Source organism: Streptomyces sp. NPDC051173, from assembly GCF_040689515.1.
Taxonomy (GTDB): Bacteria; Actinomycetota; Actinomycetes; order Streptomycetales; family Streptomycetaceae; genus Streptomyces.
In genome coordinates this window covers 20,062-43,940 of sequence record NZ_JBFBBD010000014.1, presented here as the reverse complement: position 1 = coordinate 43,940, position 23,879 = coordinate 20,062, and the positions used below count along the sequence as shown (strand labels likewise).

The 23,879-nt window shown below is 70.9% G+C and carries 18 protein-coding genes and 1 pseudogene; 15 read left to right on the top strand and 4 right to left on the bottom strand.

Annotated elements, in window-relative coordinates; genetic code table 11:
• Positions 1–32: 32 nt before the first annotated feature.
• The 3 genes from AB0435_RS11080 (at position 33) to AB0435_RS11070 (ending at position 3,594) form a co-directional block, all read left to right on the top strand.
• Positions 33–1,661: a M48 family metallopeptidase gene (locus tag AB0435_RS11080; protein ID WP_366426733.1), complete on the top strand. Its 1,629-nt coding sequence runs from the start codon at positions 33–35 to the stop codon at positions 1,659–1,661.
• 40 nt (positions 1,662–1,701) lie between these two features.
• Positions 1,702–2,754, top strand: coding sequence for a hypothetical protein (locus tag AB0435_RS11075; protein ID WP_366003089.1), 1,053 nt, complete (start codon positions 1,702–1,704; stop codon positions 2,752–2,754).
• Positions 2,755–2,862: 108 nt separating this feature from the next.
• Positions 2,863–3,594, top strand: a complete 732-nt coding sequence (locus tag AB0435_RS11070; protein ID WP_366426732.1) for an SDR family NAD(P)-dependent oxidoreductase — start codon at positions 2,863–2,865, stop codon at positions 3,592–3,594.
• A 114-nt stretch (positions 3,595–3,708) separates the two neighbouring features.
• Here the strand turns inward: AB0435_RS11070 and metH are convergent, their stop codons facing one another.
• Positions 3,709–7,215 (bottom strand): methionine synthase, encoded by a 3,507-nt coding sequence (gene metH / locus AB0435_RS11065; RefSeq protein ID WP_366003091.1) that lies wholly within the window; start codon positions 7,213–7,215, stop codon positions 3,709–3,711.
• Between the two features lie 247 nt (positions 7,216–7,462).
• On the opposite strand from metH, the gene AB0435_RS11060 reads away from it, so the two are divergent.
• The 9 genes and pseudogenes from AB0435_RS11060 (at position 7,463) to AB0435_RS11020 (ending at position 18,593) form a co-directional block, all read left to right on the top strand.
• On the top strand, positions 7,463–8,227 hold the full coding sequence (locus AB0435_RS11060) for an IclR family transcriptional regulator (protein WP_366003092.1): 765 nt from the start codon (positions 7,463–7,465) through the stop codon (positions 8,225–8,227).
• 301 nt (positions 8,228–8,528) lie between these two features.
• Entirely contained in the window at positions 8,529–9,311 is a 783-nt protein-coding gene (locus AB0435_RS11055; protein ID WP_366003093.1) for an MIP/aquaporin family protein, read from the top strand.
• A 41-nt stretch (positions 9,312–9,352) separates the two neighbouring features.
• The gene (gene glpK / locus AB0435_RS11050) at positions 9,353–10,885 is read left to right on the top strand and encodes a glycerol kinase GlpK (protein WP_366003094.1); all 1,533 of its coding nucleotides are present in this window, start codon (positions 9,353–9,355) and stop codon (positions 10,883–10,885) included.
• A 2-nt stretch (positions 10,886–10,887) separates the two neighbouring features.
• Positions 10,888–12,495: a glycerol-3-phosphate dehydrogenase/oxidase gene (locus tag AB0435_RS11045; protein ID WP_366003095.1), complete on the top strand. Its 1,608-nt coding sequence runs from the start codon at positions 10,888–10,890 to the stop codon at positions 12,493–12,495.
• 110 nt (positions 12,496–12,605) lie between these two features.
• Positions 12,606–12,818: pseudogene (locus AB0435_RS11040) on the top strand (hypothetical protein); the annotation flags it as partial.
• Positions 12,819–13,028: 210 nt separating this feature from the next.
• Complete coding sequence (locus AB0435_RS11035; protein ID WP_366426731.1) at positions 13,029–14,036, top strand: PAC2 family protein; 1,008 nt, start codon at positions 13,029–13,031, stop codon at positions 14,034–14,036.
• Positions 14,037–14,200: 164 nt separating this feature from the next.
• Positions 14,201–14,902, top strand: coding sequence for an HAD family phosphatase (locus AB0435_RS11030; RefSeq protein ID WP_366003098.1), 702 nt, complete (start codon positions 14,201–14,203; stop codon positions 14,900–14,902).
• A gap of 423 nt (positions 14,903–15,325) precedes the next feature.
• The gene (locus AB0435_RS11025; protein WP_366003100.1) at positions 15,326–16,924 is read left to right on the top strand and encodes an ABC transporter substrate-binding protein; all 1,599 of its coding nucleotides are present in this window, start codon (positions 15,326–15,328) and stop codon (positions 16,922–16,924) included.
• Positions 16,925–16,997: 73 nt separating this feature from the next.
• Positions 16,998–18,593, top strand: a complete 1,596-nt coding sequence (locus AB0435_RS11020) for an ABC transporter substrate-binding protein (RefSeq protein ID WP_366426730.1) — start codon at positions 16,998–17,000, stop codon at positions 18,591–18,593.
• A gap of 94 nt (positions 18,594–18,687) precedes the next feature.
• Here the strand turns inward: AB0435_RS11020 and AB0435_RS11015 are convergent, their stop codons facing one another.
• On the bottom strand, positions 18,688–19,359 hold the full coding sequence (locus AB0435_RS11015) for a response regulator transcription factor (RefSeq protein ID WP_301888638.1): 672 nt from the start codon (positions 19,357–19,359) through the stop codon (positions 18,688–18,690).
• Between the two features lie 13 nt (positions 19,360–19,372).
• Positions 19,373–20,353, bottom strand: a complete 981-nt coding sequence (locus AB0435_RS11010) for a PD-(D/E)XK nuclease family protein (RefSeq protein WP_366426729.1) — start codon at positions 20,351–20,353, stop codon at positions 19,373–19,375.
• Positions 20,354–20,420: 67 nt separating this feature from the next.
• On the opposite strand from AB0435_RS11010, the gene AB0435_RS11005 reads away from it, so the two are divergent.
• The 3 genes from AB0435_RS11005 (at position 20,421) to AB0435_RS10995 (ending at position 23,453) form a co-directional block, all read left to right on the top strand.
• Entirely contained in the window at positions 20,421–21,713 is a 1,293-nt protein-coding gene (locus tag AB0435_RS11005; RefSeq protein ID WP_366003104.1) for a site-2 protease family protein, read from the top strand.
• Positions 21,714–21,770: 57 nt separating this feature from the next.
• Entirely contained in the window at positions 21,771–22,676 is a 906-nt protein-coding gene (locus AB0435_RS11000; RefSeq protein ID WP_366003105.1) for a tRNA (adenine-N1)-methyltransferase, read from the top strand.
• Between the two features lie 183 nt (positions 22,677–22,859).
• On the top strand, positions 22,860–23,453 hold the full coding sequence (locus tag AB0435_RS10995; protein ID WP_366003106.1) for a hypothetical protein: 594 nt from the start codon (positions 22,860–22,862) through the stop codon (positions 23,451–23,453).
• A gap of 4 nt (positions 23,454–23,457) precedes the next feature.
• On the opposite strand, the gene AB0435_RS10990 is transcribed toward AB0435_RS10995, so the two are convergent.
• Positions 23,458–23,760, bottom strand: a complete 303-nt coding sequence (locus AB0435_RS10990) for a ferredoxin (protein ID WP_366003182.1) — start codon at positions 23,758–23,760, stop codon at positions 23,458–23,460.
• Positions 23,761–23,879: the final 119 nt, after the last annotated feature.

Genomic DNA, 23,879 nt, shown 5'->3' with positions numbered 1-23,879 from the left:
CGAATTCTTCATATGTGGGGGGACTCTGCCCTGTGGGCGCATCTCCGCGTGCCCTGCGCGCACTTGTCCTGCTGGCCGGTTTCTATCTGCTGGCCTTCATCGTCGTCGGCCTGTTCGTCACGGTCGACGTCGTGGCCTGGACCCGGGCGCCGGGCCTGGCCGCGGTCAAGGTGACCGTCTTCTCCGCCCTGTTGGGCTTCCCGGTCCTCCGGGGCGTGTTCGCGTTCGGCAGGACCGACGGGGACGAGAAGGCCGGATCGCCGGTCACCGAGGCCGAGCAGCCCGAACTGTGGCGCACCGTCCGCTCGCTGGCCGAGCGGTCCGGCACCCGCCCGCCCGACGAGATCCTCCTCACCGGCGACGTGAACGCCGCGGTCTCCGAGGACGCCCGGCTGCTGGGGCTGCTGCCCGGCCGGCGCCGCCTCCACATCGGAATGCCGCTCCTGATCGGCCTGACCGAGCAGCAGCTGCGTTCCGTGATCGCTCACGAACTCGCCCACTACGGCAACGCGGACACCCGCCTCGCGGGGATCACCCTGCGCGGCCGTGACAGCGTGCTGCGGACCGTGGCGGCCTTCCAGGAGCAGGAACAGAAGCGGATCGGGAAGGAACGGTCCAAGCAGCAGCGGGCAGCCGACAAGGCGGTGCGCAAGGGCAAGAAGGCGAAGGAGATCAACACCCGCGGTGCCGGGATCAGCTACCGGATGATGGCCAAGCCGTTCCAGGCGTACGCCCGGTGCTACCTGCGGGCGACACAGAGCGTGGGCCGGCAGCAGGAACTCGCCGCCGACAGGGTGGCGGCCCGTGTCGCGGGCCGGGACGCCACGGCGTCGGCGCTGCGCGAGATCGCGGTCCTCGACGCCGCCCACGACCACTACATGGACCGGTATGCCACGTCGGGCGTCCAGGCGGGCCTCCTCCCGCCGCGCGGCGAGGTCTGCGGCGGCCTGCGGCACCTGCTCGCCGACCCGCACCGGCGGACCGCCCTGGCGGAGCTGCGTGGCGAACTGCCGTCCGCCGAGGTGTCCCCGTACGACTCGCACCCGCCGGTGGCCGAGCGCGTACGGATGATCGAGGCGCTGCCCGACGACGCCGCGGCGACGGACCCGGCGCGGCCCGCGCTGACGCTGCTGCGCGACGTCGAAAGGGTGCTGGTGGAACTGGAGGGCGCCGTCCTCACGCCGGAGGCGCTGGCCCTGGAGCGGGTGGACTGGCCGGAGCTGACGCACCGGGCGATGTACGCGCTGACGGAGGAGGCCGCGGAGCCGCTTCGGACGGCGCTGGCGGAGGCGGGAGTGGCCACGGGCAGTGCCGCCGGGGATCTCTCGGCCCTGCTCGACGCCGCCGACGCGGAACGGCTGTGGCTGATCGCCGGCCACCTGCCCAAGTCGCCGGAGGCCGCACGGGCGACGGGCCGGGCGGCGCGCGAGTTCCTGAGACCGGCGCTCGCCGCAGGCGTGACCCGGCTGACGGAGCTGGCCCTCGTGGAGAAGGGCGGCGCGTACTGGGAGCTGTCCTGGTCGGCGACCTCCCGGCTGCGGCTGCCGGGAGCCTCGGCCCCGGACCCGGAGGACATCGCGGAGGCGGTGACGGTGGCGGTGCGGGCAGCGGTCGCGGACGTCCCGGACACGGCACCGCTCCGCACGCTCGCCACCCACTGACCCCACAGACCCCCATCGATCGGATCGCGGAACCACACCCATGAGAATCCTCCCCATCGTCGTCCTCGCGCTCGTGCTCTTCTACTGGCTGCGGTCCAGGAGGCGGGCGGCGAAGCTCACCGCCGAGGCGGCCGTGGCCGGTGCGGACCTGCTGCCGCCCGAGCGGCAGAACACGAAGCGGGCCTTCCCCGACCGGGAGGCCGAGGCGGTGTCGGCGGCTCTCGCCCGGGGCGAGTGGCAGCGCGCGGCGCAGGCGCTCGACGCCGCGGGCACGGACTGGGAGCGCCGCTCCTACCTCGTCGGCATCATCTCGGGAGAGGCGGCCACGGACGACACCTGGCTGCGGGCCTGGCAGGCCGAGCGCCCCGACGACCCGGGCGCGGCCGTGGTCCGCGCCTCCGCCAAGGTCACGCTGGCCTGGCAGATCCGTGGCGCGGCCTGGGCCGCCGACACCACGGCGGAGCAGTTCGGCGGCTTCCACCGGGTGCTGGGGGAGGCCCGGGAGGACTTCGCCAGGGCGGTGTCCCTGGCCCTGCCCGGCGACCCCGCCCCGTACCTCCTCCAGATCCCGCTGTACATGGGCCTCGGCGCCCCGCACGAGGCGCTGCGCGAGCTGTGGGCCGAGGTCACCGCCCGCGCCCCGCACCACTTCGAGGCGCACTGGCGGGCACTGCAGTACTGGTGCGCGAAGTGGCAGGGCTCCGAGGAACTCGCGCGGGACTTCGCGGCGCAGGCCGCGGCGACGGCCCCACGCGGCAGCCTGCTCACGGTGTTCCCGCTGCTCAGCTGGTACGAGCACCACGACGACAAGGCACCGAGCGAGGCATACGGCTGGCCGGAGGTGACAGGGCTGGTCGATGCCGTGCTGGCCGATCTCGCGGCGGCCCGCCCGGACCACCCGAGGATCGCGGAAGTCCGGCACCTGCTGGCGTACTTCCTTACCAGGGCAGGCCGGTTCCAGGCGGCCCTGGACCAGTTCCGTCAGGTGGACGGCCATGTGGAGGCTGCGCCGTGGCGCTATTACGGCGCCCCGGAGCAGGTCTTCTGCTCCCTCCGTGATGTGGCGCTCAAGGGGGCGCTGCGCGAGGGCTGAGCGGCGTCTCATGAGGCGGGCGAAATGGCGCGTATCGCCCGTTCGGGGTTGAGACTGGTCTGGGGGTCCTGCCGGATGGTGCATCCGCGAGCGTGAGAGGTGAGCCCCGTGGCCGGTGTCCTGGACGGGAAAGTCGCGATCGTGACCGGCGGTTCGGCGAACCTGGGCAAAGGGTTCGCCACCGCGCTGGCACAGGACGGCGCTCATGTGATGGTGCACTACAACAGCGACGGCAAGCGCGACCAGGCCGACGAGGTCGCGAAGGAGCTGGGCGGCCTGGGCGTGCGGGCCCTGACCCGGCAGGCGGACCTGACCCGGGTCGACGAGGTGACCGGGCTCGTCGACGCGACGCTCGCGGAGTTCGGCCAGTGGGACATCCTGGTCAACACCGCGGGAATGATCGTCCGCAAACCCATCGCGGAATTCACCGAGGAGGAATGGGACCGGATGTTCGCGGTCAACGCGAAGATCCCGTTCTTCCTGATGCGGGAAGCCGCGACGAAGATGGCGGACAACGGCCGCGTCCTCAACCTCATCACGACGATCGTCGCCGTCACGGCTCCCACCTACGGTGGATACGCGGGCAGCAAGAGCCCGGTGGAGCACTACACCAAGTCGCTCGCCAAGGAGATCGGCGGACGGGGCATCACGGTCAACTGCGTCGCCCCCGGGCCGCTGAAGACCAGCTTCTTCTATCCGGCCGAGACCGACGAGAACATCGCCTGGCTCAAGAGCATGAGCGTCAACGGGGACATCGGCGATCCGCGCGACGTCGTACCCGTCGTCGGTTCCTGGCCTCACCCGAGGCCAGATGGATCACCGCACAGACGATCTTCGTGAACGGGGGGCTGGTGGGGGCCGCCAGCTGACTCTTCGACGGCGTCGGCCGGACCTGACGGCCGGGGGCCCGGGGGCAACCCCCGGACCCCCGGCCCGACCTCGCAGTGCCGACGGCTACCGCGCGTTGAAGTACTTCGCCTCCGGGTGGTGGATCACGATCGCGTCCGTCGACTGCTCCGGGTGCAGCTGGAACTCCTCCGAGAGGTGGACGCCGATGCGCTCCGGCTCCAGGAGGGTGGCGATCTTGCCGCGGTCCTCCAGGTCGGGGCAGGCGCCGTAGCCCAGGGAGAAGCGGGCACCGCGGTACTTGAGGGCGAACATGTCCTCGACGTCGGCCGGGTCCTCGCCGGCGAAGCCGAGCTCGGAGCGGACGCGGGCGTGCCAGTATTCGGCGAGTGCCTCGGCCAACTGGACGGACAGGCCGTGCAGTTCGAGGTAGTCGCGGTAGGCGTCGGCGGCGAAGAGCTCCGCCGTGGCCTCGCCGATGCGGGAGCCGACGGTGACGACCTGGAGGCCCACGACGTCGGTCTCGCCCGATTCCTCCGGGCGGAAGAAGTCCGCGAGGCACAGCCGGCGCCCGCGCCGCTGGCGCGGGAAGGTGAAGCGGGTGCGCTCGGTGCCGTCCTCGTGGAGCAGGATCAGGTCGTCGCCCTTGGACACGCAGGGGAAGTAGCCGTAGACGACGGCCGCTTCGAGGAGGTTCTCCGTGTGGAGCTTCTCCAGCCAGCCGCGCAGCCGCGGCCGGCCCTCGGTCTCGACGAGCTCCTCGTAGGTCGGGCCGCCCGCGCGGGCCTGCTTGAGCCCCCACTGGCCCTTGAAGAGCGCGCCCTCGTCGAGCCAGGAGGCGTAGTCCTTCAGACCGATGCCCTTGATGACGCGGGTGCCCCAGAAGGGCGGTTCGGGGACGCGGTTGTCCACGGCCACGTCCGACCGCACGGCGCCCTCCGGCTCCTCGACGACGGCCGCCGCGGCCTCCCGCTTGGGCACCCGCCGCTGCTTGAGCTCCGGCAGCACCGCCCCCGGCACCCCCCGCTTGACCGCGATCAGCGCGTCCATCAGCCGCAGGCCCTCGAAGGCGTCACGGGCGTAGCGGACCTCGCCCTCGTAGATCTCGTGCAGGTCCTGCTCGACGTACGCGCGGGTGAGGGCCGCGCCGCCGAGGATTACCGGGTAGTCGGCCGCCAGCTTGCGCTGGTTCAGCTCCTCCAGGTTCTCCTTCATGATCACGGTGGACTTCACCAGGAGCCCGGACATGCCGATCACATCGGCCCGGTGCTCCTCGGCGGCCTCCAGGATCGCGGAGACGGGCTGCTTGATGCCGAGGTTGACGACGTTGTAGCCGTTGTTGGAGAGGATGATGTCGACGAGGTTCTTGCCGATGTCGTGGACGTCGCCGCGGACGGTGGCCAGCACGATCGTGCCCTTGCCCTCCGCGTCGGACTTCTCCATGTGCGGTTCGAGATGGGCGACGGCCGTCTTCATGACCTCGGCCGACTGGAGGACGAACGGCAGCTGCATCTGGCCGGAGCCGAAGAGCTCGCCGACCACCTTCATGCCTTCGAGCAGGGTGTCGTTGACGATGTCGAGGGCGGGACGGTCGCGCAGCGCCTCGTCCAGGTCGGTCTCCAGGCCGTTCTTCTCGCCGTCGATGATGCGGCGCTGGAGCCGCTCGTCCAGGGGCAGCGCGAGGAGCTCCTCGGCCTTGCCCGCCTTCATGGACTTCATGTTGACGCCCTCGAAGAGCTCCATGAGCTTCTGCAAGGGGTCGTAGCCCTCGGCGCGCCGGTCATGGATGAGGTCGAGGGCGACCTTGACCTGCTCCTCCTCCAGGCGCGCGATCGGCAGGATCTTGCTCGCGTGCACGATCGCCGAGTCGAGACCGGCCTTGACGCACTCGTCGAGGAAGACGGAGTTCAGCACGACGCGGGCGGCCGGGTTGAGGCCGAAGGAGATGTTGGAGAGGCCCAGGGTGGTCTGCACCTCCGGGTGGCGGCGCTTCAGCTCGCGGATGGCCTCGATGGTGGCGATGCCGTCCTTGCGGGACTCCTCCTGACCGGTGCAGATGGTGAAGGTCAGGGTGTCGATGAGGATGTCGCACTCGCGGATGCCCCAGTTGCCGGTCAGGTCCGCGATGATGCGCTCGGCGATGGCCACCTTGTTCTCGACCGTACGGGCCTGGCCGTCCTCGTCGATGGTCAGCGCGATGAGCGCCGCGCCGTGCTCGGCGGCCAGGGCCGTCACCTTCGCGAAGCGGGACTCGGGGCCGTCGCCGTCCTCGTAGTTGACGGAGTTGATGACGGCGCGCCCGCCGAGCTTCTCCAGGCCGGCGCGCAGCACGTCGACCTCGGTGGAGTCGAGCACGATCGGGAGGGTGGAGGCGGTGGCGAAGCGGCCCGCGAGCTCCTCCATGTCGGCGACGCCGTCGCGGCCGACGTAGTCGACGCACAGGTCGAGCATGTGCGCGCCCTCGCGGATCTGGTCGCGGGCCATCTCCACGCAGTCGTCCCAGCGGGCCGCCAGCATGGCCTCGCGGAACTTCTTCGAGCCGTTGGCGTTGGTCCGCTCGCCGATCGCGAGGTAGGAGGTGTCCTGCCGGAAGGGCACGGTCTGGTAGAGCGAGGCGGCGCCGGGCTCGGGGCGGGGCGCGCGCTCGGTGGGCCGCATGCCGCGGACGCGCTCGACGACCTGCCGCAGGTGCTCGGGCGTCGTGCCGCAGCAGCCGCCGATGAGCGAAAGACCGTACTCCCGGACGAACGTCTCGTGCGCGTCGGCCAGTTCGGCGGGGGTCAGGGGGTAGTGCGCGCCGTCCTTGCCCAGGACCGGCAGGCCGGCGTTGGGCATCGCGGAGACGCGGGTGCGGGCGTGCCGGGACAGATAGCGCAGGTGCTCGCTCATCTCGGCCGGGCCGGTGGCGCAGTTCAGCCCGATCATGTCGATGCCCAGCGGCTCCAGGGCGGTGAGCGCGGCGCCGATCTCGGAGCCGAGGAGCATGGTGCCGGTGGTCTCGACGGTGACCTGGACCAGCAGCGGCAGGTCGGCGCCGGCGGTCTCCAGGGCGCGCCGGGCGCCGACGACGGACGCCTTGGTCTGGAGGAGGTCCTGGGTGGTCTCGACCAGGATCGCGTCGGCGCCGCCGGCGACGAGGCCCTCGACGTTCTGCTGGTAGGCGTCGCGGAGCTTGCCGTACGGGGCGTGGCCCAGGGTCGGCAGCTTGGTGCCGGGCCCGACCGAGCCGAGCACCCAGCGGGTGCGGCCGTCGCGGCCGGTGAAGTCGTCGGCGACCTCGCGGGCGATGCGTGCGCCCGCCTCGGAGAGTTCGAGGATGCGGTCGGCGACCTCGTATTCACCGAGGGCCGCGAGGTTCGCGCCGAAGGTGTTGGTCTCCACGCAGTCGACGCCGACGGAGAAATACTCCTCGTGCACCGAGCGCACGATGTCCGGACGGGTGACGTTGAGGATCTCGTTGCAGCCTTCGAGCTGCTGGAAGTCGTCCAGACTGGGGTCCTGCGCCTGGAGCATCGTGCCCATGGCCCCGTCGGCCACCACGACCCGGGAGGCGAGGGCCTCCCGCAGTTCGGAGGCTCGGGCGGTGCTTGCGGTCGATGGCGTGAACGAGGCCATGGAAGTGCTCCCGGGGTTGCGACGGCTGTCGGCTTTACGCCTTCCGGCAGAAGGCGCACGTCGTCAGCGTAGCTGCCGCCTCCGCCGTTGGGAGGGGTGTCCCACCGCTTGATACGGGGATCTCCACGGCCTGACCAGGCACGCTTGCCCTCCGAAGATCATCCGAAGAGTCGTTGCCAGCTATCTCTTGGTCGGCATGGGCCGATAGTGTTCAGCATTGCCGAACGGCATTGGAGGAGGTTGGGCGATGGCACGGACCATCCAGTCGCTCGAACGGGCGGCGGCGATGCTACGGCTGCTCGCGGGGGGCGAGCGACGGCTGGGGCTGTCGGACGTGGCCTCCGCGCTGGGGCTCGCGAAGGGGACCGCGCACGGCATTCTGCGGACCCTCCAGCAGGAGGGCTTCGTCGAGCAGGACCCCGCGTCGGGGCGCTATCAGCTCGGCGCGGAGCTGCTCCGGCTGGGGAACAGCTATCTGGACGTGCACGAGTTGCGGGCCCGGGCGCTGGTCTGGGCGGACGACCTGGCGCGCTCCAGCGGCGAGAGCGTCTATCTGGGCGTGCTCCACCAGCAGGGCGTGCTGATCATCCATCACGTCTTCCGGCCCGACGACAGCAGGCAGGTGCTGGAGGTCGGCGCGATGCAGCCGCTGCACAGCACCGCGCTCGGCAAGGTCCTCTCCGCCTACGACCCGGTGGCGCACAGTGAGGTCACGGAGTCCGAGCGTGAGGCGTTCACCCCGCGGACCGTGACCGGGGCGGCCGATTTCGAGAATGTGCTCGACCTCACCCGGGCCCGCGGGTGGGCCTCGGACGTCGAGGAGACCTGGGCGGGTGTGGCGTCGGTCGCGGCCCCCATCCACGACCGGCGGCGGATGCCGGTGGGCGCGGTGGGCATCACCGGTGCCGTGGAGCGGGTCTGCGAGGACGGCGAGCTGAGGGCGCAACTGGTCGCGGCCGTACGGGACTGCGCGCGGGCCGTCTCGCGGGACCTGGGCGCGGGGCGCTTCTGACGCCGAGGGAGGGGGCGGACCCAGGGGGGATCGGCGGCTTAGGTCGCGGTTAGGTTACCGACGGGTATCGATCGATGGTTTTCGGCCCGTCGGTCCGGACTTTTCGGTCACGAAACCCTTGACGGGCCCTTGACCGTGCAGAAAACTGCCGTTCATCGGTCGGCATTGTCGAACACCTAACGACAATATTCGCTATGGTGGGCAATGCCGCGGGACCGATCACCGCCCTCTCGGAGGGCGCGGACCACCGGAGGGACCCGGGGTTCGCCTTTCCCCTGGACCAAGGACAAAGGAGTCGCGGGTGTCCAGCTCCGACATCTTCGCCGGCGAGACCATCGGTACCGCCGTGCTCATCTTGCTGGGCGGTGGCGTGTGCGCCGCCGTCACCCTGAAGCGCTCCAAGGCGCTCAACGCGGGGTGGCTCGCCATCACGTTCGGCTGGGGCTTCGCCGTGCTGACGGGGGCGTACATCGCCAACCCGTCCGGCGCGCACCTCAACCCCGCCGTGACGATCGGCCTCGCGATCGACGGCGCCACCAAGTGGAGCGACGTGCCGCTCTACATCGGCTCCCAGATGCTCGGCGCGATGATCGGCGCCACCCTGGTGTGGGTCACGTACTACGGCCAGTTCCGGGCCCACCTCACCGACCCGGAGATCGTCGGCAGCCTGAACACCCACGAGGGCATGGTCGACCAGACCTCGGCCCCCAAGGCCGGCCCGGTGCTCGGCATCTTCTCCACCGGACCCGAGGTCCGCAACGTCGTGCAGAACCTCGCCACGGAGATAATCGCCACCGCGGTGCTCGTGCTCGCGATCCTCACCCAGGGCCTCACCAAGGGCCTGGCCGTCAGCGGCACGGGCGTGCTGATGACCGCCCTCGTCGTCGTGGGTATCGGCCTCTCGCTCGGCGGCCCGACGGGCTACGCGATCAACCCCGCCCGTGACCTCGGCCCGCGTATCGTGCACGCGTTGCTGCCGCTGCCGAACAAGGGCGGCTCCGACTGGAGCTACGCCTGGATCCCGGTGGTCGGCCCGATCGTAGGTGCCGCGCTGGCCGCGGGCATCCACAAGCTCGCGTTCTGAGCACCCGCCGAGACCTTCAGACTTCCAGGAGCACACCAGACATGACCACCACCGGCACCCACGGCCAGGGCCCGTTCATCGCTGCGATCGACCAGGGCACCACCTCTTCCCGCTGCATCGTCTTCGACCGCGACGGACGCATCGTCTCCGTCGAGCAGAAGGAGCACGAGCAGATCTTCCCGAAGCCGGGCTGGGTCGAGCACGACGCCACCGAGATCTGGGCCAACGTCCAGCAGGTCGTGGCCGGCGCCGTCGAGAAGGCGGGCATCACCGCCGCCGACGTCAAGGCGATCGGCATCACCAACCAGCGTGAGACCACGCTGATGTGGGACAAGAACACCGGCGAGCCCGTCCACAACGCCATCGTCTGGCAGGACACCCGCACCGACGGCCTCTGCAAGGAGCTCGGCCGCAACGTCGGCCAGGACCGCTTCCGCCGCGAGACCGGCCTCCCGCTGGCCTCCTACTTCTCCGGCCCCAAGGTCCGCTGGCTGCTGGACAACGTCGAGGGCCTGCGCGAGCGCGCCGAGGCCGGCGACATCCTCTTCGGCACCATGGACTCCTGGGTCATCTGGAACCTGACCGGCGGTGTCGACGGCGGTGTCCACGTCACGGACGTCACCAACGCCTCGCGCACCATGCTGATGAACCTGCGCAAGCTGGAGTGGGACGAGCGCATCCTCGCCTCCATGGAGATCCCGGCCTCCGTGCTGCCGGAGATCCGCTCCTCCGCCGAGGTCTACGGCGAGGCCAAGGACGGCGCCCTCGCCGGCGTCCCCGTCGCCTCCGCCCTCGGCGACCAGCAGGCCGCCCTCTTCGGCCAGACCTGCTTCGAGCAGGGCGAGGCCAAGTCGACGTACGGCACCGGCACGTTCATGCTGATGAACACCGGTGACGAGCCCGTCCAGTCCTACAACGGCCTGCTGACCACCGTCGGCTACCGCATCGGGAACGAGAAGCCGGTCTACGCCCTCGAGGGCTCCATCGCCGTCACCGGCTCCCTCGTGCAGTGGATGCGCGACCAGATGGGCCTCATCAAGAGCGCGGCCGAGATCGAGACGCTCGCCAGCTCCGTCGAGGACAACGGCGGCGCCTACTTCGTGCCGGCCTTCTCCGGCCTGTTCGCCCCTTACTGGCGCTCCGACGCGCGCGGTGTCATCGCGGGCCTGACCCGCTACGTCACCAAGGCGCACATCGCCCGCGCCGTGCTCGAGGCCACCGCCTGGCAGACCCGCGAGATCACCGACGCCATGACGAAGGACTCCGGCGTCGACCTGGCCGCGCTCAAGGTCGACGGCGGCATGACCTCCAACAACTTGCTGATGCAGACGCTCTCGGACTTCCTGGACGCCCCTGTGGTGCGCCCGATGGTCGCCGAGACCACCTGCCTCGGCGCCGCCTACGCCGCCGGCCTGGCCGTCGGCTTCTGGCCGGACACCGACGCCCTGCGTGCCAACTGGCGCCGGGCCGCCGAGTGGACCCCCCGCATGGACGCGGACACGCGTGACCGCGAGTACAAGAGCTGGCTCAAGGCCGTCGAGCGGACCATGGGCTGGATCGAGGACGAGGAGTAATCATGACAACCCCGCAGAGCGTTCCGACCCTGGGAACGCACCCGGCCTCCGGTGCCAACCCGGGCCGCGCTGAGACCCGGGAACGGCTGTCCAACGCGACGTACGACCTCCTGGTGATCGGCGGCGGCATCCTGGGCACTTCGGTGGCCTGGCACGCAGCGCAGGCCGGACTGCGGGTCGCCATGGTGGACGCCGGCGACTTCGCCGGCGCCACCTCCTCCGCTTCCTCCAAGCTCGTCCACGGCGGTCTGCGCTACCTGCAGACCGGCGCGGTCAAGCTGGTCGCGGAGAACCACCACGAGCGCCGGGTGCTGGCCAAGGACGTGGCCCCGCACCTGGTCAACCCGCTGACCTTCTACCTGCCGGTCTACAAGGGCGGCCCGGTCGGCGCCGCCAAGCTCGGCGCCGGTGTCTTCGCCTACTCCGCGCTGTCCGCCTTCGGCGACGGCGTCGGCAAGGTGATCTCCCCGGCCAAGGCCAAGGCCGACAACCCCGGTCTGCGCACGGACAACCTCAAGGCCGTGGCGGTCTACTACGACCACCAGATGAACGACTCGCGCGTCGCCGTCATGACGGTCCGCGCCGCCGTCGAGTCCGGTGCCGTGGTCCTCAACCACGCCGAGGTCACCGGCCTCCGCTTCACCCACGGCAAGGTCACGGGCGCCGAGCTCAAAGACCGCCAGGACGGCACCGAGTTCGGTGTCGACGCGCGCGTCGTGCTCAACGCCACCGGCCCCTGGGTCGACCACCTCCGCAAGATGGAGGACAAGGGCGCGGACCCGTCGATCCGCCTCTCCAAGGGCGCGCACATCGTGATGAAGCGCAAGTCGCCCTGGAAGGCCGCCATGGCCACCCCGATCGACAAGTACCGCATCACCTTCGCCCTGCCGTGGGAGGACCAGCTCCTGCTGGGCACCACCGACACCCAGTACGAGGGCGACCCGGCGGACGTGCGCGCCACCGAGGCCGACATCCAGCAGATCCTGGACGAGGCGGCGTTCTCCATCCAGGACGCGGACCTCGACCGCGACCAGATGACGTACGCCTTCGCGGGCCTGCGCGTGCTGCCCGGCGGCCCCGGTGACGTGGCCAAGGCCAAGCGCGAGACCGTCGTCAGCGAGGGCAAGGGCGGCATGCTCTCCGTCGCCGGCGGCAAGTGGACCACCTACCGCCACATCGGCCGTACGGTCATGGCCAAGCTCGCCAAGCTGCCCGGCAGCCCGCTGACCGAGGACATGGAGCCCGTCTCCAACCTCGTCCGCCGGACCCCGCTGCCCGGTGTCGCCAACCCCAACGCGGTCGCCCACCGACTGCTGGTGGACCGCGATCCCGGCGCCCGCATGGACCCGCTGACCGCCCGCCACCTGGCCTCGCACTACGGCTCGCTGTCCTTCGACATCGCGCGCCTGGTCAACGAGAACCCGGAGCTCGGCGAGCGCATCCACCCCGACGGCCCCGAGATCTGGGCCCAGGTCGTCTACGCCCGTGACCACGAGTGGGCCGAGACGGTGGACGACGTCCTGCGCCGCCGCACGACGCTGACGATCCGCGGCCTCGACACCGAGGACGTCCGGGCGCGCGTCAAGGGCATGCTGGGCGACAAGGGCTAAGACCCCACCGCCCGCTGAGGGGAGGGACGCCATCGGCCGTCCCTCCCCTCAGCGCTGTCCGGGGCGCAACTGACCGGTACGGGATCGCGTCACTGTAGGAAAAAGGGGGCGATCTTCTGATGGGCCTGCCCTTCTTCCACACCGACGCCATGGGCCACCACGGCCACGCGGAGACGGCCGCGGCCGCCGTGCGCGGCGCCCGGCTCGGCCTGACCCGCGAGGACAGGGACCGGCAGCGGTTCGGTCTGGCGCTCTACGTCGACTTCGCGGCCACCGAGAGCGACTGGCGTGCATACCGGCGTGACTGGGGTACGAGGGGGTGAGGAAGTGCCCGTACAGGGACTGCGAACAGGGGGCGCGGTCGTCGTAGTCTTAGGGGTCGCACCACAGGGAACGCGCTGCGGGGGGCCGCGCCGGACGACACGGCACGATCCCGCACGACGCCGCGCGATCCCGAACAACCCCGAACAACACTGCACGGAACTGCAACCGGTGGTACGGACCCGTCCGCCCCGGTCGGAAGGAGGCGCTGGGTGATCGAGCTTGAGGGGGTTCCCGAGCTGATCGACCCGGTCATGATCTGTGCCTTCGAGGGCTGGAACGACGCCGGTGACGCCGCGTCCAGTGCGGTCGCGCACCTGGACCGGGAGTGGAAGGGCGAGGTCTTCGGCGCGCTCGACGCCGAGGACTACTACGACTTCCAGGTCAACCGGCCGACGATCTGGCTGGACGGGGGAGTCCGCAAGGTCACCTGGCCGACCACCCGGCTGTCCGTGGTGCGCACGGGCGGCGGCGAGGGCAAGCCCACGCGCGACCTCGTCCTGGTGCGGGGCATCGAGCCGAGCATGCGCTGGCGCTCGTTCTGCAACGAGATCCTGGGCTTCGCCCACGAGCTGGGCGTGGAGCTCGTCGTGGTGCTGGGCTCGCTCCTGGGCGACACCCCGCACACCCGGCCGGTGCCGGTCAGCGGGGTCACCTCCGACCCCGACCTGGCCCGCACCATGGATCTGGAGGAGTCCCGCTACGAGGGCCCGACCGGCATCGTCGGCATCCTCCAGGAAGCCTGCACGCACGCGGGCGTCCCGGCGGTGAGCCTGTGGGCGGCCGTCCCGCACTACGTCTCCCAGCCGCCGAACCCCAAGGCCACCCTGGCGCTGCTGAACCGCCTGGAGGACCTGATCGACCTGCGGATCCCGCTGGGCGAGCTCGCGGAGGACGCCCGCGCCTGGCAGCTGGGCGTGGACCAGCTGGCGGCCGAGGACAGCGAGGTCGCGGAGTACGTCCAGTCGCTGGAGGAGGCGCGGGACACGGCCGACCTCCCCGAGGCGTCGGGCGAGGCGATCGCCCGCGAGTTCGAGCGCTATCTGCGCCGCCGTGACGGCCAGCCGGGCGGCCTCGCGGCCGAGCCCGGCCTCACGGACGGCTCCTTCCTCCGCGACACCTCCAGCGGCCGTACGCGCCCGCAGCGGCCCCCGGCCAAGGAGGGCGACGGAGGCCAGCCGTCCGAGGAGGACCCGGAAGGGCCCGAGGGCCAAGGCTGAGCCACCGGTGCCGGGGGCGGCCGCTGTGCGGTGGCCCCCGGATATCGAAGCGACGCGGGAGGCGGTCCGCCGTACACTTGTCGGTCCGGTGAAGGCCGGTCCGGCCGTGCCCCTCAGGGGTGCGGCGGGGCCGGCCTTCTCGTCCCCTCAGGAGGTGTGCCCGGATGACCAGCAGCATCCCCGCAGTCGAGACCCGTCCCGCCGCCGGGTCGGCCCTGCAGGCCGTCCTGCTCGACATGGACGGCACCCTGGTCGACACCGAGGGCTTCTGGTGGGAGGTCGAGGTCGCCGTCTTCGCCGAGCTCGGGCACCAGCTCCTGGAGGACTACCGCGCGGTCGTCGTCGGCGGCCCCATGGCGCGCAGCGCCTCCTTCCTCATCCAGGCCACCGGCGCGAAGATCGCCCTGGCCGAGCTGACCGCCCTGCTCAACTCGCGCTTCTCCGAGATGATCGGGCGCGGGGTGCCGCTGATGCCGGGCGCCCGCAGACTGCTCGCCGAGCTCGCCGCCCACTCCGTGCCGACCGCGCTGGTCTCCGCCTCGCACCGGGAGATCATCGACCGGGTGCTGCACACGCTGGGCGCGGAGAACTTCACGCTGACCCTCGCCGGTGACGAGATGGAGCGGACGAAGCCGCACCCCGACCCCTATCTGCTGGCCGCCGCCCGGCTCGGCGCGGACCCCGCGCGGTGCGCCGTCGTCGAGGACACCATGACGGGCGTGACGGCCGCGGAGGCGGCCGGCTGCCGGGTGGTGGCGGTGCCGTCGGTGGCCCCGATCCCGCCGGCCGCCGGCCGCACGGTCGTGGGTTCCCTGGAAGAAGTCGATCTCCGCTTTCTCCGCGGGCTGATGACCGGAAAGCACTGACGCGTGCACTGAGCGTGCCCCGGAATGCCCGGCGGACCCGCACCGCACCGGGGTGATTGTTTTCCGTGACGAATGCGGCGGCCGAATTGCCCTGGGCGCCGCGGAGTTCACCGGAGTGAGTTTCGTCACCGGGTCAAGAGGCGTTGTGTGGGGTGTCGATCACTCTCCCGTACCCCGGCAGGGCTGAAGCGCACCGTTGTGTCCCGATTGATGATCAGGTGCGCGAATCGTTCCGGCGTCCGGAAACCGGTGAACTGCCGGTCGTTATCCCGGCGTGATATCGCATCAAGTTCCCCGCGTTCCGGTTACCGCGGTACCGCGCACTAATCTCTTCGCGAGAACTTCACGGCTGCCCATGGGCCGACGCGACCGCCGTCGGTATCGTCCCGGGAACCGATCGCACCACAGGGAGAACCCCGCACAATGAACCGCAAGACGTTGGTGCTGCCGACCGTGGCAGCCCTGCTGGCCCCCGTGCTCGTCGCCTGTGGCGGGAGCTCCGGAGCCGGAAAGGGCAACGGCGCCATCGTCGTCGGCACGACCGACCGTTTCGAGGAGACGACGGACGCCCCGGCGCCCTTCGACCCGGCCGCCGCGTACGACATCAGCGCGTGGAACGTCCTGCACAGCACCTTCCAGACCCTGCTGCGCCTGCCCCGCTCCGGCTCCAACCCGGTCGGTGACGCGGCCGAGAAGTGCTCCTTCGGGGACCGCAAGAACGAGCAGTTCCGCTGCACGCTGCGCAGCGGGCTGAAGTTCTCCAACGGGCACGCGCTCACCTCCGAGGACGTCAAGTTCTCCATCGAGCGCGCCCGCACGATCAACTTCGAGAACGGCCCGGTGGGTCTGCTCAGCAACATCGACAAGGTCGAGACGCCGAGCCCGCTGGAGGTCGTCTTCTCGCTGAAGACGCCCGACGCGACCTTCCCGCAGAAGCTCGCCACCCCGGCCGCCGCCATCGTCGACCACGAGGTCTATTCCAAGGACCAGCTCAACACCGGCTTCAAGGTCGTCGGCTCCGGCCCGTACACCCTGAAGACGGACGAGAAGGACGGCCGGGTCGTCAAGGCCGTCTTCACCAAGAACTCCAGTTACCAGGGTTCGGTGGAGCTGCAGAACGACAAGTACGAGATGCAGTTCTACGACGACTCGAAGTCGATGGAGAAGGCGCTCAAGGGCGGCGACATCGACATCATGAACCGCACCCTGTCGCCGGAGCAGCTCAGCCGGCTGGGCGGGTCCGCGGTCCAGGGCGTCAAGCTGCTGGAGGCGCCGGGCCAGGAGATCAGCTTCCTCGCCTTCAACACCGACGACCCCACGGTGAAGAACAAGGCCGTGCGCCAGGCCATGGCCCAGCTGATCGACCGCCAGGCGCTGTCCCGCGACGACTACGCGCGGACCAACGACCCGCTGTACTCGCTCGTCCCCAGCGGTATCACCAGCCACCAGAACTCCTTCTCCAACAAGTACGGGGACCCGAGCGTCGACAAGGCCCGCTCGATCCTGCGGTCCGCCAACATCAGCACCCCGGTGCCGCTGACCCTCACCTACACCGATGACCACTACGGTGAGGCGACCGGCAAGGCGTTCAAGACGCTCCAGAAGCAGCTCAACGACAGCCAGCTGTTCAACGCCAAGATCGAGGGCGTGAAGTGGGCGGACTTCCGCCCGGAGGCCGCGAAGGGCAAGTACGCCGTCTACGGCATGGGCTGGTTCCCCGACTTCCCGGACCCGGACAACTTCGTCGCGCCGTTCTTCGGCAAGGACAACTTCCTCCGCTCCCCCTACCAGAACACCAAGATCACCAGCCAGCTGATCCCGGACTCCCGCGAGACCCCGCAGCGCGAGTCCGCGGCCAAGTTCTTCCAGCAGGCCCAGGACATCGTCGCCGACGACGTGCCGGTGCTGCCGCTGTGGCAGGGGAAGCAGTACGTGGCGGCCCGGGACAACGTCACCGGTGCCGAGTGGGCGCTCAACTCCGCCTCCGAGATGCAGCCGTGGGAGCTGGGCCGCGGCGTGTGAGGCAACAGGCTCGTCAGACCGGTTCTGCCGAAGATCTCTTCAGACGATCAAGGAAACTGTGAGGAACGTGCACGTGAGGAAACGTGAACAGTGGCTCGCCGCCCCGCTCGGCGCGGGGCTCGCCGCCGCTCTGCTCACCGGGTGCGGTTCGGAAGACGGCAAGGCGGGCGGCACCGGCGAGTCGGTGGTCATGGGGATGTCCGACGAAGTCGTGACCACCGACCCGGCATCCGGCTACGACCCGGGTACCTGGCTGCTGTTCAACAACGTCTTCCAGTCGCTGCTGAGCTTCCCCAAGGGGAGCACCACCCCTCAGCCGGAAGCCGCCGACAACTGCAAGTTCCAGGACGACAGCAGCAAGACCTTCCAGTGCAAGCTGAAGTCCGGTCTGAAGTTCAGCAACGGCCACGACCTCACCTCCGAGGACGTCGCCTTCTCCTTCCGTCGCACGCTGAAGATCCATGACAAGAAGGGTCCGGCGGACGCGCTGCTGTCCTCGATCCAGGACATCAAGACCCCGGACAGGTCCACGGTCGTCTTCCACCTGAACCGGTCCGACGCCACCTTCCCGCAGAAGATCGCCTCCGGTGCCGGCTCCATCGTCGACCACCAGGAGTACCCCGCCGACCGGCTGCGCACCGACGGCAAGGCCGTCGGCTCCGGCGTCTACAAGCTGGACTCCTTCGACAAGAAGCAGGCCGTCTTCTCGGTCAACTCCTCGTACAAGGGCTCGGCCGGCGCGGTGCAGAACCGCGGCGTGACGATGAAGTTCTTCCACGGCGACCAGGCGGAGCTGAAGACCGCGGTCCAGAAGGGCGGCGTCGACATCGCCTACCGCGGTCTGGCCGTGAAGGACCTGGCCGACCTGGACGCCGCCGACGGCGGCAAGACGAAGCTCAACGTCGTCGAGGGCACCAGTGCCGAGGTCCAGCACCTGGTCTTCAACACCAAGGACCCCGTGGCCGGCAAGCCCGCCGTCCGCAAGGCGATCGCCTATCTGGTCGACCGCAGCGCGCTCGTGCGCGACGTCTACAAGCGCACGGCCGAGCCGCTGTACTCCATCGTCCCCGCCGGCATCGCCGGTCACAAGACGCCGTTCTTCGACCTCTACGGCGACCGGCCGCAGCCCGACAAGGCCGCCGCCGCCCTCAGCGCCGGCGACATCAAGGGCAAGGTCAAGCTCACCCTCTGGGCCACGCCGATCCGCTACGGCCCGGGCACCGTGCCGGAGCTGGAGGAGATCGCCAAGCAGCTCAACAAGAGCAACCTCTTCGAGGCGGACGTCAAGAGCGTCCCGCAGGAGGAGTACGAGAAGGGCATCGAGGCCGGCCAGTACGGCGTCTACGTCAAGGGCTGGATCCCCGACTACCCGGACCCCGACAACTTCACCGCGCCGTTCTTCGGTGAGAACAACGTCCTCTCGAACAACTACGACTCCAAGGACATCAACAGCCGCATCCTGGCCACCGCGGCCGAGGGCACCCGCACCGCGACCGTCGGCGACTTCGCCAAGGTCCAGACCACCGTCGCCCAGGACCTGCCGATCCTGCCGCTGTGGCAGGGCAAGCAGTACGCGGTGGCGAGCGACCGCATCTCCGGCCTCCAGTGGACCCTCGACGCCTCCACGGTCTTCCGCTTCTGGGAGATCGCCAAGGCGGCGAAGGAATAGGTCCCCTGACCCGGACACGAAAGGTGCCCTCCTCCGGAAGTTCCGGAGGAGGGCACCTTTCGTTCCGCTTTCCGCCGTGAGCCGGCGGGTACCGCTACTGCGCCCCCGGGCGCACCAGCCCGCTCTCGTACGCGTAGACCGCGGCCTGCACCCGGTCCCGGAGCCCGAGCTTCGTCAGCACGTGCCCCACGTGCGTCTTGACCGTCGTCTCGCTGACGAACAGGTCCGCGGCGATCTCCGCGTTCGACAGCCCGCGCGCCACCAGCTTCAGCACCTCGACCTCGCGGTCGGTCAGCGTGTGCAGGGTGTCGGGCAGCGGCTCCTCGCCGGAGGGGAGGTGGCCGGCGTACTTGTCGAGCAGCCGCCGGGTGATGCTCGGCGCGAGCATCGCCTCGCCGCCCGCCACCACCCGGATCGCCTGCACCAGTTCATTGGCGGGCGCGTCCTTCAGCAGGAACCCGCTGGCCCCCGCCCGCAGCGCCTCCACCACGTACTCGTCCAGATCGAAGGTCGTCAGCACCAGCACCTTCGCCGGGCCGTTCCGCTCCGGGCCGGTGATCTGGCGGGTCGCCTCGACGCCGTCCATCCGCGGCATCCGGATGTCCATCAGCACCACGTCGGGCTGCAGCGCCCGCACCTGGTCGAGGGCCTGGAGACCGTCCCCGGCCTCGCCGACGACCGCGAGGTCGGCCTCCGCCTCGAGGATCATCCGGAAGCCGGTGCGCAGCAGCGGCTGGTCGTCGACCAGCAGGACGCGGATCGCCACGTGAACTCCTTCGTTAGACCGCGTCCATTCTGCCCTGAGCGGCCGCGACGGGGGCCACCCGCCCGGCGCGCTGCGCCACGACCGGCAGCGGATACGGCGGGGGAGTGCCGCCGAACTCGGGACAGACGGCCTGGTGATCGCACCAGCCGCACAGCTTGGTGGGCCGGGGCCGCCAGTCGCCGGTGTCCGTCGCCAGCTCGATGGCCTCCCACAGGGCGCGCAGCTTGCGCTCCACGGCCAGCAGCTCGGCCTCCGCCGGGTCGTACGTCAGGACGTCACCGCTGCCCAGATAGACCAGCTGGAGCCGGCGCGGCACCCGGCCGCGCAGCCGCCACAGCACCAGGGCGTAGAACGTCATCTGGAACAGCGCGCCGTCGCGGTACTGCGGGGCCGGGGCCTTGCCCGTCTTGTAGTCCACGATCCGGACGTCGCCGGTGGGCGTCACGTCGACCCGGTCGATGAAGCCCCGCAGCTTCAGCCCCGAGCCCGCGGAACCCGCGTCGTCGATCACCGTCTCCACATAGAGCTCGCGGTCCGCGGGCTCCAGCCGGGTGGGGTCCTCCAGCGTGAACCAGCGCTCCACCAGCCGCTCCGCGTCGGCCAGCCACGTCGCCAGGCGGTCGCCGTCGTGCGAGCCGTCCTCCCGCAGGAACAGCTCCGCCAGCTCCGGGCGGGCCGCGAGCAGCTTCTCCCACTCGCCCGGCACCAGGCCCTTCGCCCGCGGCGCGGTGCGCTCGGCGGCGGGCGCGTCGAAGAGACGCTCCAGCACGGAGTGCACCACCGTGCCGCGCGTCGCCGCGGCGCTCGGCTTCTCGGGCAGTTTGTCGATCACGCGGAAGCGGTAGAGCAGCGGACACTGCATGAAGTCGCCGGCGCGCGACGGCGACAGCGCGGCCGGACGCACGGCGCCGGACGGCCGCTCCGCGGCGCTCTCCGGCGCCTGCCCGGCCTGCCCGTCGCCGCTGCCGGCGGTTTCCTCGGTGGCGATACCCATACAGGAACCCTACGGCCCGTGACTGACAGTCGGCCGCATACCATCGACTCAGGAGCTCTCGCACTGCATGATCGTGAGAACGCACCGCGGGTGCGGGGGCCGCATCCGACGAGGGGACACCGTGGACAACAGCGGGCAGGACCGGCCCGGCAGCGGGGGCGCCGGGACCGAGGGCGAGCCCGGGGACCGCGCTGCCAAGCGTCCTCGCGAGAGCGGTGGCGGCATCCTCATGGGGCGCCCGTTCGGTGTGCCCGTCTACGTCGCGCCCAGCTGGTTCCTCGTCGCCGCCCTCATCACCTGGGTCTTCGGCGGACAGCTCGACCGCGTCCTGCCCGAGCTCGGCGGCCTCCGCTATCTGGTCTCGCTCTTCTTCGCCGTCGCCTTCTACGCCTCGGTGCTGGTGCACGAGCTGGCGCACACGGTCGCGGCCCTGCGCTTCAAGCTCCCCGTGCGCCGGATCCAGCTCCAGTTCTTCGGCGGCGTCTCCGAGATCGAGAAGGAGAGCGAGACCCCCGGCCGTGAATTCGTCCTCGCCTTCGTCGGGCCGCTGCTGTCCCTGATCCTGGCCGGGCTGTTCTACCTCGGCATGCTGGCCGTCGAGCCGGGCACCGTGCCCGGCGTGCTGCTGGCCGGACTGATGATCTCCAACCTCCTGGTGGCGGCCTTCAACCTGCTGCCCGGCCTCCCCCTCGACGGCGGGCGCATGCTCCGTGCCGTCGTCTGGAAGATCAGCGGCAAGCCCATGACCGGCACGGTCGCCGCGGCCTGGATCGGCCGCGCGCTCGCCGTCGGCGTCCTCGTCGGCCTCCCGATGCTCACCCAGGCCGGCCTCGGCGACGGGGCGCCGAGCTTCGGCGGCGTCGACTCCCTCACCGACGCCCTGCTCGCCGCGATCCTCGCCGCCATCATCTGGACCGGCGCGGGCAACAGCCTGCGCATGGCCCGCCTCCGCGAGCGCCTCCCCGGCCTGCGGGCCCGCACCCTCACCCGCCGCGCCGTTCCCGTCGAGGCCGCCACCCCGCTCTCCGAGGCCCTGCGCCGCGCGGGCGAGGCGGGCGCCCGCGCCCTCGTCGTCGTCGACGGCCTGGGCACCCCCACCGCGCTGGTCCGCGAGGCGGCCATCGTCTCCGTCCCCGAGCACCGCCGCCCCTGGGTCGCCGTCAGCGCCCTCGCCCAGGACCTCAAGGACGGCATGCGCGTCTCCGCCGAGCTCGCCGGCGAGGACCTCCTCGACATCCTGCGCGCCACCCCCGCCACCGAGTACCTCGTGGTCGAGGAGACCGGCGAGGTCTACGGCGTCCTCGCGACCTCCGACGTCGAACGCGCCTTCGTCGCCGCGATGTCCCGCACGCCCTCCTGACCCCGTGGGCGGGCCGCCGTGTCCGTACCCCCGCCCGATCACGGGTAGGCTGGTCACATGTCCGAACCGACCGGTGCCGCCCGCCGTCGCGGCCCCTTCCAGGTCGGGGACCAGGTCCAGCTCACCGACCCCAAGGGACGCCACTACACCTTCACGCTCGAAGCCGGGAAGCAGTTCCACACCCACAAGGGTGCCTTCCCGCACGACGAGCTGATCGGTGCTCCCGAGGGCAGTGTTGTCCGTACCACGGGAAACGTCGCCTACCTCGCGCTGCGCCCCCTGCTCCCCGACTATGTCCTGTCCATGCCGCGCGGAGCCGCCGTGGTCTACCCCAAGGACGCGGGGCAGATCCTGGCCATGGCCGACATCTTCCCCGGCGCCCGCGTCGTGGAAGCCGGTGTCGGCTCCGGCTCCCTGAGCAGCTTCCTGCTGCGCGCCATCGGCGACCAGGGCATGCTGCACTCCTACGAGCGCCGCGCCGACTTCGCCGAGATCGCCACGCAGAACGTCGAGCGCTACTTCGGCGGCCCGCACCCCGCGTGGCAGCTGACCGTCGGCGACCTCCAGGACAACCTGTCCGACACGGACGTCGACCGCGTCATCCTCGACATGCTCGCCCCCTGGGAGTGCCTCGAGGCCGTGCGCAAGGCGCTCGTCCCCGGCGGCATCCTGTGCTGCTACGTGGCCACCACGACCCAGCTCGCGCGGACCGTCGAGTCCATCCGCGAGATCGGCTGCTTCGCCGAGCCGTCCGCCTGGGAGACCATGGTCCGCACCTGGCACGTGGAGGGTCTGGCCGTGCGCCCCGACCACCGCATGATCGGGCACACCGGCTTCCTGCTCACCGCCCGCCGCCTCGCGGACGGCGTGGAGCCGCCGCTGCGGCGCCGCCGCCCGGCGAAGGGGGCTTACGGCGAGGACTACGCAGGACCTGGCAGTCAGAGCGGTTCCGCCGAGAGCTGACCCCTCACCTCGATCACCGCGGCGCCGCCGCCGGGAACCGCGCCACGCGGAACTCGGCGGCGGCGTCCGTCCGTTGGGGCCCCGTGAGCACGACACGGGCCCGGCCCCGCTGTTCCCCGCCGCCGGGCGATATGGCACGATGCGGATCATCCCCCGCAGCCCAGCTCACAGGAGTCAGCGCGCGTGCAGCCACCGGCAGGGCACACCCCGTCCACGGCCTCCGGACCACTCCCGCACCACCGGGCGCGCCCCGTGCACTGGGTGATCACCGCGGCCGCGCTGGCCGCCGTGGTCGTCTGCGCCTCCCTCGTCGGACCGCGCGACGAGACCGCCGCCGCTTCGGCGCCCCGCGCCGCTGCCCCGGCGGGCCCCGCTCCGGACGCCCGCGCCGCGCACTTCCCGCTCGACTGCGGTGGCCGGCCGGTCGACGTCGTACGCCAGGCCGCCGCCGACCTCGACGGTGACGGGCGGCCCGAGACCACCGCCGTCGTGCGCTGCGCGTCCGGCGGCGGCACTCCGGCCAGCGGGGTCTACGTCCTCGCGCCGCCGCCCGCGGAGGGGCGGCCGCCGCGCGTCCTGGCCACCCTGGTCGACCCCGCGGAGAAGATGAGCGTCACGGGCTTCCGCGTGACAGGGGAGACCGTTTCGGCCACTCTGCTCGGCTACTCCTCCGCGAGAGTGCCGCGTTGCTGTCCCGACATGAGCCGGAATGTCGAATGGCGGTGGCGCGACGGGAAGTTCGCGCTCACCGCCCTGCCGGTCGCGGGGAGTGTGTGATCCGTCACTCCGCGTCGGGGCCGTAGACCTCGACCTTGTCGGAGACGCGGCGGACGTGGATGCAGTCGCCGGGGCAGTCCTTCGCCGAGTCGCGCACGTCGGTCAGCAGCGGCAGCGGCACCGGCGTCGTGGCGCCCGCGTCCTGCAACAGCTCGTCGTCGGCGCTCTTCACATACGCCAGGCCGTCGATGTCCAGCTCGAAGACGTCGGGGGCGTACTGCGCGCAGATGCCGTCGCCCGTACAGAGATCCTGGTCGATCCAGACCTCCAGCGGCTCCGCGCCGGCGGCCTCCGCCGTGGTGGCCAGGGACTCCTCGGCCGCGGTGGCTTCGGCGACCCCGGTGCTTCCGGGAGCACCGGCGTGGTCTTCGTTCTGCACGGTCATCTCGCCCTGCCGTTTCCTGCGTACGTGAATCAATTGGAGCC

Excerpts from the sequence above, each read along its gene's own strand:
- AB0435_RS11060 (WP_366003092.1), top strand. The coding sequence starts at position 7,463 with ATGGCACGGACCATCCAGTCGCTCGAACGGGCGGCGGCGATGCTACGG.
- AB0435_RS11025 (WP_366003100.1), top strand. The coding sequence starts at position 15,326 with ATGAACCGCAAGACGTTGGTGCTGCCGACCGTGGCAGCCCTGCTGGCC.
- metH (WP_366003091.1), bottom strand. The coding sequence starts at position 7,215 with ATGGCCTCGTTCACGCCATCGACCGCAAGCACCGCCCGAGCCTCCGAA.
- AB0435_RS11005 (WP_366003104.1), top strand. The coding sequence starts at position 20,421 with ATGATCGTGAGAACGCACCGCGGGTGCGGGGGCCGCATCCGACGAGGG.
- AB0435_RS11030 (WP_366003098.1), top strand. The coding sequence starts at position 14,201 with ATGACCAGCAGCATCCCCGCAGTCGAGACCCGTCCCGCCGCCGGGTCG.
- AB0435_RS11000 (WP_366003105.1), top strand. The coding sequence starts at position 21,771 with ATGTCCGAACCGACCGGTGCCGCCCGCCGTCGCGGCCCCTTCCAGGTC.
- AB0435_RS11010 (WP_366426729.1), bottom strand. The coding sequence starts at position 20,353 with ATGGGTATCGCCACCGAGGAAACCGCCGGCAGCGGCGACGGGCAGGCC.
- AB0435_RS11075 (WP_366003089.1), top strand. The coding sequence starts at position 1,702 with ATGAGAATCCTCCCCATCGTCGTCCTCGCGCTCGTGCTCTTCTACTGG.
- AB0435_RS11045 (WP_366003095.1), top strand. The coding sequence starts at position 10,888 with ATGACAACCCCGCAGAGCGTTCCGACCCTGGGAACGCACCCGGCCTCC.
- glpK (WP_366003094.1), top strand. The coding sequence starts at position 9,353 with ATGACCACCACCGGCACCCACGGCCAGGGCCCGTTCATCGCTGCGATC.